The organism is Amycolatopsis thermoflava N1165 (assembly GCF_000473265.1).
Classification (GTDB): Bacteria; Actinomycetota; Actinomycetes; order Mycobacteriales; family Pseudonocardiaceae; genus Amycolatopsis_E; species Amycolatopsis_E thermoflava.
This window is the reverse complement of the sequence record NZ_KI421511.1, coordinates 8,124,876-8,136,401: the sequence shown is the minus strand read 5'-3', so window position 1 is coordinate 8,136,401 and position 11,526 is coordinate 8,124,876. Positions and strand designations below refer to the sequence as shown.

At 73.9% G+C, this 11,526-nt stretch carries 9 protein-coding genes; 3 read left to right on the top strand and 6 right to left on the bottom strand.

Annotated features, from left to right (window positions below; all coding sequences use genetic code 11):
• The first annotated feature begins 7 nt into the window (after positions 1 to 7).
• Positions 8 to 1,252: an alpha/beta hydrolase gene (locus AMYTH_RS0140475; protein WP_027935018.1), complete on the top strand. Its 1,245-nt coding sequence runs from the start codon at positions 8 to 10 to the stop codon at positions 1,250 to 1,252.
• A gap of 143 nt (positions 1,253 to 1,395) precedes the next feature.
• Here AMYTH_RS0140475 and AMYTH_RS0140470 read toward each other — a convergent pair whose 3' ends face one another.
• Both AMYTH_RS0140470 and AMYTH_RS0140465 read right to left on the bottom strand, forming a co-directional pair.
• Entirely contained in the window at positions 1,396 to 4,038 is a 2,643-nt protein-coding gene (locus AMYTH_RS0140470; protein WP_027935017.1) for a DEAD/DEAH box helicase, read from the bottom strand.
• Positions 4,039 to 4,070: 32 nt separating this feature from the next.
• Positions 4,071 to 6,065, bottom strand: a complete 1,995-nt coding sequence (locus AMYTH_RS0140465; RefSeq protein WP_027935016.1) for an acyl-CoA dehydrogenase — start codon at positions 6,063 to 6,065, stop codon at positions 4,071 to 4,073.
• A gap of 117 nt (positions 6,066 to 6,182) precedes the next feature.
• On the opposite strand from AMYTH_RS0140465, the gene kstR reads away from it, so the two are divergent.
• Together kstR and AMYTH_RS0140455 are read left to right on the top strand one after the other, a co-directional pair.
• Complete coding sequence (gene kstR, locus AMYTH_RS0140460) at positions 6,183 to 6,818, top strand: cholesterol catabolism transcriptional regulator KstR (RefSeq protein WP_081617721.1); 636 nt, start codon at positions 6,183 to 6,185, stop codon at positions 6,816 to 6,818.
• A 128-nt stretch (positions 6,819 to 6,946) separates the two neighbouring features.
• Complete coding sequence (locus AMYTH_RS0140455; protein WP_228685161.1) at positions 6,947 to 7,888, top strand: class A beta-lactamase-related serine hydrolase; 942 nt, start codon at positions 6,947 to 6,949, stop codon at positions 7,886 to 7,888.
• Here AMYTH_RS0140455 and AMYTH_RS0140450 read toward each other — a convergent pair.
• The 4 genes from AMYTH_RS0140450 to AMYTH_RS0140430 all read right to left on the bottom strand — a co-directional run bounded on the left by AMYTH_RS0140450 (position 7,881) and on the right by AMYTH_RS0140430 (position 11,524).
• Complete coding sequence (locus AMYTH_RS0140450) at positions 7,881 to 8,690, bottom strand: LLM class F420-dependent oxidoreductase (protein WP_027935014.1); 810 nt, start codon at positions 8,688 to 8,690, stop codon at positions 7,881 to 7,883. The genes AMYTH_RS0140455 and AMYTH_RS0140450 overlap by 8 nt on opposite strands.
• The gene (locus tag AMYTH_RS0140445) at positions 8,687 to 9,517 is read right to left on the bottom strand and encodes an LLM class F420-dependent oxidoreductase (RefSeq protein ID WP_027935013.1); all 831 of its coding nucleotides are present in this window, start codon (positions 9,515 to 9,517) and stop codon (positions 8,687 to 8,689) included. The genes AMYTH_RS0140450 and AMYTH_RS0140445 overlap by 4 nt, the downstream gene beginning before the upstream one ends.
• 62 nt (positions 9,518 to 9,579) lie before the next feature.
• Positions 9,580 to 11,265 (bottom strand): phosphoenolpyruvate--protein phosphotransferase, encoded by a 1,686-nt coding sequence (gene ptsP, locus AMYTH_RS0140435; protein WP_027935012.1) that lies wholly within the window; start codon positions 11,263 to 11,265, stop codon positions 9,580 to 9,582.
• On the bottom strand, positions 11,258 to 11,524 hold the full coding sequence (locus AMYTH_RS0140430) for an HPr family phosphocarrier protein (protein WP_017983790.1): 267 nt from the start codon (positions 11,522 to 11,524) through the stop codon (positions 11,258 to 11,260). Before AMYTH_RS0140430 ends, ptsP begins: the two co-directional genes overlap by 8 nt.
• Positions 11,525 to 11,526 lie beyond the last annotated feature (2 nt).

Here is an 11,526-nt window from a genome sequence, read left to right as displayed (position 1 = left end):
ACGGGGTATGCGACCGCGATTCCTCACCAGGCGGGCGGTCCAGCTCGCCCTGACCGCGAACGCCCTTCGCCCGGTGCCGGGGGTGCGCGCCTCGGTGCCCGCGTTCTTCGCCGGGTGGCTGACCGGTGAGCTGGCGCCGCACCTGCTCGCGCTGACCGCGGCCGACACGGCGGCGCACCTGGCGCGGCACGGGGCGCGGTCCGTGCAGGACCGGATCGGCCTGGGGCTGGCAGCGGCGTCGGCCGCCGGGCTGGGGTCGCTGATCGTCACCTCGCAACGGGCCAGGGGCGCGGTCGAGGACGCGCTGGCCGAGGCGCTCGGGCCGAAGTACGTGGCGGACCTGTCGCGCCCGCCGGACGCGAAGGACCTGGCGACGCCGTGGGGGCAGCTGGTGCTGCCGTTCCGGATGCGCAACCCGGAGGTGCGGCGGGACCGGAACCTGGCGTACGCGCCGGGCGGCAAGCGGTTCCTGATGGACATCTACCGGCCGCGCGAGCCGGTCGAGGGGCGGCCGGTGCTGCTGCAGATCCACGGTGGCGCGTGGATGATCGACAGCAAGGACCACCAGGGCATCCCGCTGATGCTGCACATGGCGCAGCGCGGCTGGGTGTGCGTGGCGGTGAACTACCCGCTGTCGCCCAAGGCGCGCTGGCCGGACCACATCGTCGGCGTGAAGCGGGCCGTGGCGTGGATCCGCGAGCACATTCATGAGTACGGGGGTGATCCGTCGTTCCTGGCCGCGACGGGTGGTTCGGCGGGCGGTCACCTGGCGGCGCTGCTGGCGCTGACCCCGAACGACGCCGGCCTGCAGCCGGGTTTCGCCGACGCCGACACGTCCGTGCAGGCGTGCGCCCCGCACTACGGCGTGTACGACTTCGCCGCGACGAGCGGTTCGACGGCGAGCAAACAGCGGCTGCACGGGCTGCTGGCGAGGTACGTGGTGGGCAAGGACCCGGTGCGGTTCCTGGACGACTACATCGCCGCGTCGCCGCTGGACCGGATCACCGAGAAGGCGCCGCCGTTCTTCGTGATCCACGGGGCGCACGACTCGCTGGTGCCGGTCCGCGAGGCGCGGGAGTTCGTCCGCCGCCTGCGGGAGACCTCGGAGCAGCCGGTGGCGTACGCCGAACTGCCGGGCGCGCAGCACGCGTTCGACGTGTTCCCGTCGATCCGGTCGGCGCACGTGGTGCGCGGCGTGGAGCGCTTCCTGGACTGGACGTACCTCCGCTGGCTGCGCGACAAGCGCGGGTGATCTCGGAGCGCCCGGCCGGCACCAGCCGACCGCGAACCAACGTGGATGACCGGCACATCGTCTTGCGCGGGTGCGCCCGGTAGGCAAGCCCTCCCCGCGCCGGGCGCTCGCCTCATTCCCCGCGCCCCCAGGGTCGCCCGTTGTCAGCCTGGCTGCCCCAGTCGCACGAGCGCCGTCAGCTCGTCGTCGGTCAGGTCGGTGATCCAGTCCTCCCCCGCGCCGACCACGGCTTCGGCCAAGCCGCGCTTCTCGGCAAGCACCGTGGCGATCCGCTCCTCCAGAGTGCCCTCCGCGATGAGCCGGTGGACCTGCACCGGCCGGTCCTGCCCGATCCGGTGCGCCCGGTCGGTCGCCTGGTCCTCGACCGCCGGGTTCCACCACCGGTCGTAGTGGATCACGTGGGTGGCGCGGGTGAGGTTCAGCCCGACGCCTCCGGCCTTGAGCGACAGCAGGAACACCGGCGCGTCACCGCGCTGGAACCGCGCCACCATCTCGTCCCGCTGCCGCGCCGGGTCGGCGCCGGACAGCAGCTGCACCGGCAGCCCCCGCTCGGCCAGCCGCGTCTCCAGCAGCCGGCACAGCTGCACGTACTGGCTGAACACCAGCACGCTCTCGCCCTCGTCGAGGATCACGTCCAGCAGCTCCTCGAACGCGGCGAGCTTGCCCGACCGCCCGGCGACCGGCCCGCTCTCCTTGAGGTACTGCGCCGGGTGGTTGCAGATCTGCTTCAGCTCGGTGAGCAGCTTGAGCACCTGCCCGCGCCGCTGCACACCCCGCGACTCGCGGATCTTCGCGAGGTTCTCCCGCACCACCGCCTCGTACAGGGTGGCCTGCTCGGCGGTCAGCGGCACGTACCGGTCGGTCTCGGTCTTGCTCGGCAGCTCCGGCGCGATGTCCGGGTCGGTCTTGCGCCGCCGCAACAGGAACGGCCGCACCGTCGCCGCGAGGCGCTCGACGCTGCCGGCGTCACGGTCGCGTTCGACCGGGCGCGCGATCGTGCGGCGGAAGTGCTCGAGCGTGCCGAGCAGGCCGGGCGTCGTCCAGTCCAGGATGGACCACAGCTCGGTGAGCCGGTTCTCGACCGGCGTGCCGGTCAGCGCGACCCGCGCCGCGGCCGGGATCCGCCGCAGTTCCCTGGCCGTCACTGACAGCGGGTTCTTGACGTGCTGCGCCTCGTCCGCCGCGGCCAGCCCCCAGTCCACTTCGGACAGTGTGGCCCGGTCGCGGCGCAGCACCCCGTACGTGGCGAGCACGACCTCGTCCGGCTCCAGGTCGTCCAGGTGCCGCCGCCCGCCGTGGAAGCGCCGCACCGGCACCTTCGGCGCGAACCGGGCGAACTCGCGCTCCCAGTTGCCGAGCAGCGAGGTCGGGCACAGCACCAGTGTCGGCCCGGCCCGGAGCGTCCGGCGGTGCAGGTGCAGCGCGATGAGCTGGATGGTCTTGCCGAGGCCCATGTCGTCGGCGAGGATCCCGCCGAGCCCCAGCTCGGTCATCCTTGCCAGCCAGGACAGCCCGGCGCGCTGGTAGGGCCGCAGGGTGGCCTGCAGGTCGGTGGCCGGCTCCACCGGCCCGGCGGGCGCGCGCAGCCGCTCCACGAGACCGTCGAGGGCGGGCGGGGCGGCGAAGTCCAGCTGCTCGTCGCCGACCTCCAGCTCGCCGGTGAGGGCCGCGGCCAGGGCCTGCGCGCCGGTCACCGTGCGGCCCGCCCGGCGCAGACGGGCGGACAGGAACGGGTCGGCGCGCACCCACTGCCCGCGCAGCCGGACCAGTGGCCGCTTGGCCTCGGCGAGCGCGGTGACCTCGGCCTCGGTGAGGGCTTCGCCGCCGAGGCTGAGCTGCCAGCGGAACCGCAGCAGGTCGGTCAGCCGGAACACGCCGCCGCCCGCGCTGCCCGGCGACGGCGTGACGCTCGCCTTGGCCCGCACCGGTTCGCCGGCCATGCCACGCGGCCACAGCACCTCGACGCCGGCGGCGGCGAGCGCACCGGCCCTGCCGTCGAGCAGTTCCACGACCTCGTCGTCGTCGAGGAGCAGCTCGCCGGTGGCCGCCGCGTCGAGCACGCGGCCGAGCGGAGGCCACGCGCGGGCGCCCCGCCGGAGACCGATGAGCAGCTGGGCCTCGACCTGCTCGCCGAAACGGCGCCGGACAGCGGCCGGCGCGTCCCGCAACTCGGCCGCGTCGACGACCAGGCTGGGGTCGACGGAGCTGCGCAGGGCGAGAACGCCGGCGAACGCGAAGCCGTCGTCGGTGTCGCGCACCTCCACGCGGAGCTGGAGCCGCGCGTCGCGCCCGTCCGCCGGGCCGCGGACGAGCACGTCGGCGGTGGCGTCCCAGAGCGCGCGGACGAGCGTTTCCGGCGAGTGCAGGCGGATGCGTTTGAGGCCGGACAGCGGGAGGGCGTGCGCCTCGGGCGGCAGCGCGGCGGCCAGGTCGCGCAGGAGTTCCTCGTCGGCGGCGTCGAGCGGCCCGGCGCGCCAGGAGTCCACTTCGGACGATGATCCGGCGGGCAGGAACCGGCCGCGCTCGACGAGGTCGACGCCCGCGGACACAGCGGCGGACCAGGCGCCGAGCGAGGGTCCGGGATCGGCGAGCAGGCGCGGGATGGCGTCGGCCAGCGGGAGGACGTGCGCGTCGACCCTGGCGCGGCGGAACGACTTCCCGGCGCCTGCGGGCAGCACGAGCTCGACCGGCGTCGGCCCCGGCTCGTCGCCCCAGACGGCGAGCACGCCGTCCCGGGGCGGGTCCGAGGGCACGAAGATCGCCCTGGTCGTCTCGGTCCATTCCACGGTGATCACCCTAGGCGGGGCCACCGACAGTTTCAGGAGCGCGGCAGCCCCAGCAGGCGTTCCGCCGCCACCGACAGCAGGATCTGCGTCGTGCCGCCGGCGATGCTCAGGCAGCGTGTCAGCAGGAACTCGTGTTGCGCCGCCGCCGTCTCGTCCGTCACCAGGACACCCGGCGGGCCGAGCAGTTCCAGCGCCGCCTCCGCCGCGGCCTGCCGGTGCCGCACGCCGATCAGCTTCCGCACGCTCGACTCCGCCCCCGGGTCCTGCCCGGCCAGCCGCCGCAGGGTCGAGCGCAGGTCGAGCAGCGCGCACGCCGAGCCCTCCACCACCAGCGCACCGAGCCGTTCCAGCATCGCCGGATCCGGCTCACGCACCGCCCCCAGCAGCGACTCCACCGCCTCCCCGACCGACGAACCGCCGCTCATCGCCACGCGTTCGTTCGCCAGGGTCGTCCTGGCCAGGCGCCAGCCGCCGTTCACCTCGCCGACCACGTTCGCCGACGGCACGAACACCTCGTCCAGGAAGACCTCGTTGAACCGCTCGACCCCGGTGATCTCCCGCAGTGGGCGGACGTCGATGCCTGGTGACGACATGTCGACCAGGAAGTAGGTGATGCCCTGGTGCTTGGGTGCGTCCGGATCGGTGCGCGCGAGGCAGATCGCCCAGTCCGCCTCCTGAGCGAGCGACGTCCAGACCTTCTGCCCGGACAACACGAACCCACCGTCCACTTCGGTCGCCCGCGTCCGCAGCGACGCCAGGTCGGAGCCGGCCCCTGGCTCGCTGAACAACTGGCACCAGGTCAGCTCGCCGCGCAGGGTCGGCATCACGAACCGCCGCCGCTGCTCGTCCGTGCCGTGCTCCAGGATGGTCGGCACCGCCCAGGCGCCGATCACCAGATCGGGCCGCGCCACCCCGGCGCGCGCCAGTTCGGCGTCGATCACCAGTTGCTGCGCCGGCGTCGCGTCCAGCCCGTAGGGCGCGGGCCAGTGCGGCATCAGGTATCCACTCGTCGCCAGCCGCTCCCGGCGCTCCCCCTCGGGCAGCGCGGCGATCTCCGCCACCGTCGCCCGCACGGCCGGGTCGAAGTGCTCCGACAGGTCTACCCCCAGCTCCCGCCGCACCCCCGCCAGCGCGAGCGACGCCGCCGAGCGGCGCCACGCGGCCGAACCGCCCAGCCACTGCCGCAACGCCACCGCGCGGCGCAGGTACCGGTGCGCGTCGTGCTCCCAGGTGAACCCGATCCCGCCGAGGACCTGGATGCAGTCCTTGGCGGTGTCCACCGCCGCGTCCAGCGCCCCGGCGGCCGCCACCGACGCGGCGAACTCGTGTTGCTCCGGCGTCTCGCCGGCGGCCCGCGCCGCGTCCCACGCCAGTGCCCCGGCCAGTTCGGCCCGGCACAGCATCTCCGCGCACAGGTGCTTGACCGCCTGGAACGACCCGATCGGCCGGCCGAACTGTTCGCGCACCTTCGCGTGCTCCGACGCCGTCGCCACGCACCAGCGCGCGATCCCGGCCGCCTCCGCCGCAGCCAGCGTCGCCGCGAAAACCCGCAGCTCAGCGCCCTCGAACACGGTGCCGTCACCGTCCCGCGGCCGCCCGTAGGAGCGGGACAGGTCGAACGACTCGACGGTTTCCGCCCCGCGCTCGCGCACGCTCCACGTGTCGCCGTCGGCCACCAGGACGTGGGTGGCGTCCGCGTCGAGCACCGGCCCGTCCGGCGACAGCGCCACGCCCGCGCTCGCCGAGCCGTCCGCGAACGCCGGTAGCAGCTCCTTCGCCACCGGCGATCCGCCACGGCGCCCCAGCACCAGCGCCGCCAGCACGGTCCCGAGCACCGGTCCCGGCACGAGCGCGGCCGCGGACTCCTCGACGGCCACCGCGGCGTCGGCGACCGTCCCGCCCGCGCCGCCCAGGTCCTCCGGCACCCCGATGCCGAACACGCCGATGGCGGTCAGGTCGTCCCGGCTCCTGGCGCCGGAGCGGATCGTCCCGGCGAGCGCGCGCTGCTCCGCGGTGAGGACTGACATGCGGCTCACTATAGAACGTGTTTCAGTTTTGTGGCCAGATCCACTCGATGCGCGAGATCAGGAGGCGGACCGGTAAGCTGTGCAGTGAAACTGAAACAAGTTCCGGAGCAGGTGCCGATGGCCGCCAAAGCGAAGACGTCCACCCAACCGAAGAACGGGATGAGCGCGTTGTCCAGCGACGAGCTCGGTTCCGCCGCGCAGCGGGACCGGCGACGGCGCATCATCGACGCGACACTGGCACTGGCGTCCAAGGGCGGGTACGACGCCGTCCAGATGCGGGCCGTGGCCGAGAAGGCCGACGTCGCACTGGGCACCCTCTACCGCTACTTCCCGTCGAAGATCCACCTGCTGGTCTCCGGCCTGGCCAGGGAGTTCGAACGCGCGCACGAGAAGCTGCAGCGGACGAGCATCCCGGGCGACACGCCGAGCGAGCGGCTCATCTTCGTGCTCAGCCGCAACACCCGGCTGATGCAGCGCGACCCGCACCTGACCGAGGCGATGGTCCGGGCGTTCATGTTCGCCGACACCACGGCCGCCGCCGAGGTCGAGCAGGTCGGGCGGCTGCTGGAGAGCATGTTCGCGCGCGCCATGGGCATCGAGGAGCCGACCGAGCACGACCGCGCGGTCTTCCACCTCATCGCCGACGTGTGGATGGCGAACCTGGTCGCGTGGGTCACCCGCCGCGCGTCCGCCGCCGACGTCGCGAACCGGCTGGAGCTGTCGGTGCACCTGCTGCTGGACAACACGCGCTGACACCGATCGGTCGCGATCCGTCGCGGCAGTTGGGAACTCCCTGGCAGCCGGCTGTGAGTTCCCTGTAGATCACGGAAATCCGGGATCGGGCTGCAACAAGCCGCGATCATGGCCGCGTTTGTGTGGTCATGAGAAGCAGGACGGCCGGCAAGGTCGTGCTCCCGGCCGCGGTGTTCGGCGCCGTGACCATGCTTATCTTCACGGTCCAGCACCAGCCGCGGGCGTCTTCGGCGAGCGAGGTCGTGCAGGTGAGCGCCCCGGTGGCGTCGACGACGACCCCGGAGCCGTCGCCACCACCCGCCACCGAGTCCGACCCGGCGCCGGCCGCCGACACCCCGCCGGCCCCGGCCGAGGACGACACCGTCGCCCAGCGGGTGCAGGACCTCGCGCGGACGAAGGTGGCGAGCGCCGAGGTCGGGGTCGAGGTGTACGACCGGCAGACCGGCGTCGTCCTGACGCAGCTCAACGCCGACCAGCAGTTCTACTCGATGTCCGTGGTGAAGCTGCTGATCGCGCTGGACGTGCTGCGGGAGAGCGGGTGGGGCCTGCCGGCGAGCAGCACGCAGACCCAGCTGACCAGGATGATCACCGCCAGCGACGACGGCATCGCCAGCAGCCTGTGGGTCGCGCACGGCGGCACCGCCATCGTGACCCGGATGGCCAGGCTGATCGGGCTGACCGGCACCGAGCCACCGTCGTCGGCGGGCCAGTGGGGATCGACGAAGATCACCGCCGCGGACATGGTCAAGGTCTACAACTACATGGAGGACGAACTGCCGCAGGCCACCCGCGACCTGCTCTACAACGCGATGTACCACGCCTCCGAACACGGCTCGGACGGCACGGACCAGTACTTCGGCATCCCGGACGGGCTGCCCGGCACGACGTGGGCGATCAAGCAGGGCTGGGGCACCAGCGGTTCGCAGGCGGTCTACAACACGACGGGCCTGCTCGGCGCCGACGCCAGGTACGTCGTGATCGTCCTGATCGCGGCGCCGTCCCGCTACTACCGCACGCTGCCCATGGCGCTCACCACCGGCACCACAGCCCTGCAGCCGCTGGTCAGCTGACGCGCGGCACGAGCGCGGCCAGCGCGTCGAGACGGCGCAGCGTGTCGCCCTCCGACGCGGCCGGCAGGCCCAGCGTGACGCGCTCGGCCCCGGCCTCGGCGTAGGCGTCGAGCAGCGCCGGGTCCGGTGGCGCGGACGTCGCGGTCACCGGAACCGATCCGGCCTGCGCCACCTGTGCCGCGGCCGCTTCCGGATCGCGCAGGGCGTTGGGGAGCCAGCCCGCGTCCAGCCGCTTCGCGCGGTCCAGCGCGGCGGTGCTGTTGCCGCCGATGTAGACCGGCACCTCCCGCGCCGGCTTGGGCCACTGGAACACCGGGTCGAAATCCACGTGCACGCCGTGGAACTCGGCCTCGTCGTTCGTCCACAATGTCCGGAGTGCCTGGATCTGTTCGTCCAGCAGCGCGCCACGGGTGCGCGGGTCGGTGCCGTGGTTGCGCATCTCCTCGCGGTTCCAGCCGACGCCCACGCCGAACAGGAAACGCCCGCCGGACAACAGGTCGAGGCTCGCGACGGACTTCGCGGTGTGCAGGACGTCCCGCTGGATCAGCAGGGCGATGCCGGTGCCCAGCTTGAGCGTCGTGGTCGCGGCGGCCGCCGCGGTCAGCGCGACGAACGGGTCGAGCGCCCGGTAGTAGGCCCGCGCCATCTCGCCGCCGGCCGGGTACCGGGTTTCGCGGCTGACCGGGATGTGCGAGTGCTCGGCCACGAACAGGGTGTCGAACCCGCGCTCCTCGACCGCCTTCGCCAGGACGTCCGCCCGCGCGCTCTCGTCGGTGACGAACGTCGAAATGCCCAGCTTCACCGGTAGCCCTCCGCGAGGGCGGCGAGCTCGTCGAGCTTGGTGAGCGTCTCCGATTCGGGGCGGGTGCCGAGCATGAACGTCACGCGCTCCACCCCGGCCTCGGCGTACCCGGCCAGCGCCTCCTCGCTGCGGCCCGCGCCGAAGACGGTGAACGGGACGTCGGGGCGGCCCTGCTCGGCCAGCCAGGCGCGGACGCGCTTGATCTCCGCAGGCGGGGTGTGCGACCGCGGCATCCAGCCGTCGGCGTGGTCGAGGAGCCGGGTGAGTGCGGCCTCGCTCTCGCCGCCCACGTAGATCGGCGGGTGCGGGCGCTGCACCGGCTTGGGCCACTGCCAGATCGGGTCGAAGTCGACGTGCTTGCCGTGGAACTCGGCCTCGTCCTGCGTCCAGATCGCCTTGAGCGCCTGGATCTGCTCGTCGATCAGGGCGCCGCGGGTGCGCGGCTCGGTGCCGTGGTTGCGCATCTCCTCGCGGTTCCAGCCCACGCCGACCCCGAAGGCGACGCGGCCGCCGGAAAGCAGGTCGAGGCTCGCGACCTCCTTGGCGGTGTGGATGACATCGCGCTGCACCAGCAGGGCGACACCGGTGAAGAGCAGCAGGTCGCGGGTCTCCGCCGCGGCCGCGGTCAGCGCGATGAACGGGTCCAGCGTGCGGTAGTAGACGCGGGGCAGCTCACCGCCGCCGGGGTAGGGGCTCTCCCGGCTGACCGGGATGTGCGAATGCTCGGCGAGCAGCAGCGAGTCGAACCCGCGCTCCTCCAGCGCGCGGCCGAGCGCGCCCGGCCGGATGCCTTCGTCGGTGATGAACGTCGAGATCCCGAACTTCATGCTCCGACGTAACTCCCGGACCAGGGCGCGCTATTCCCGCTCGCGCCGGGTGCCGCCGGGCCTCACCCGGCCCCGACCGCGGCCCCGACCGCGGCGGCGACCCGCTCGCGGGCGCTCGCCGCGTCCGGGGCGGACAGGGCGAGCTGCGCGAGCTCCGCGCATTCGGCGGCCGTGTGGGCCGCGAGCGCGACGCGGACGGCGGGCAGCGCGGACGGCGCCATCGACAGGCTCGTCACCCCGAGGCCCACCAGCACCAGCGCCAGCAGCGGATCGCTCGCCGCCTCGCCGCAGACCCCGACGGGCTTGCCCGCCGCCGTGCCTGCCGCGCCGGTGGCGCGGACCAGCTCGAGGAGCGCGGGCTGCCACGGGTCGAGCAGGTCGGCCAGCTCACCGGCCATCCGGTCGGCCGCGAACGTGTACTGGCCGAGGTCGTTGGTGCCGATGCTGACGAAATCGCAGGCGGCGAGGATCGCGCCTGCCCGCAGCGCGGCCGCGGGCACCTCGACCATCGTCCCGGCGACCGGAAGCCCGTGCGCGCGGGCGGCGCCGGCGAACTCCGCGGCCTCCGCCGGCGTGGACACCATCGGCGCCATAACCCACACCTCGGCCGTGCTGCCGTCGCGGGCGGCGGCGATCGCGGTCAGCTGGTCCGCCAGCATCCGCGGGTGCCGCCGGGCCAGGCGCAAACCGCGCACACCGAGCGCCGGATTGGGCTCGTCACCGTGGTCGACGAACGCGAGCGGCTTGTCCGCGCCCGCGTCGAGCGTGCGCACCACGACCTTGCGACCGCCGAACGCCTGGAACACCTCGGCGTAGCTTCGGCGCTGCTCCTCGACCGACGGCTCGTCGGCCCGGTCCAGGTACAGGAACTCGGTGCGCAGCAGGCCCACGCCCTCCGAGTCGGCCGCTGCCGCGGCCGCGAGGTCACGGGCCGCCCCGACGTTCACCAGCAACGCCACCGGAACGCCGTCCGCGGTCCGGCCAGGGCCGCTGGAGGCCGCCAGCGCGGCAGCCTGTTCGGCCGCCTCGGCCTCCGCCGCCTCGACGAGCGAGGCCGCCGGGTCGACGACCACCTCCCCCGTCGCGCCGCGGACGAGCACCGGCGTCCCGTCGGTCAGCGACGCCGCGCCGGCGCACGCGACCACCGCCGGGATGCCCAGCGACTTCGCCAAAATCGCGGTGTGGCTGGTGGGGCCGCCCAGCTCGGTCACGATCGCCCGCACCCGCCCGGCGTCGAGGACGGCCGTGTCGGCGGGCGCGAGGTCCCGTGCGACCAGGACGAACGGGTGTCCCGGGTCGGGCACGCCGGGCATCGGGACGCCGAGGATCCGCGCCACGGTGCGGTCCCGCAGGTCGTCGACGTCGGCGGCCCGCTCGGCGAGGTAACCGCCTGCCGCGGTGAGCGCGTCACGGAACCCGGCGAACGCGTCGGCGACCGCGTGTGCCAAGCCCCGTCCGTCCTCCAGGCGCGCCCGGATCCGGTCCACCAGCGCGGGATCGGCGACCATCATCGACTGCGCCAGCAGGACGTCCGCGGCCGCACCACCGGCCTGGGCGGAGCGTTCGTCGAGAAACGCGGCCACCTCGGCCAGCGCCACGCGCGCCCGCTCCACGGCGGCAGGCACGTCGGCTTCCGGCGCGTCCGCCTCCGGCAGCCGCGGCGGTTCGGCCAGCCGGGCGACCGGGCCGTGCGCGACACCCGGGCTGACGCCGATCCCGGTCACCGGGCGGAGGACGACCTCACCCATCGTGGTTCGCCGCCACGATCGCGGCAAGCTCGTCGAGCGCCTGCTCGGCCTGCGGACCGTCGGCGCTGAGCACGACCTCGTCCCCGCCCCGGGCGCCGAGGCCGAGCACGGACAGGATGCTGCGGGCGTCGACGGGGTCGGCGCCGTCCTTGCCGATGCTCACCGGCACCGGCTGCGCGGCGGCGGCCTTGACGAACAGGGCGGCGGGACGGGCGTGCAGGCCCACGGTGGACCCGACGACGACACGGCGTTCCGGCATGG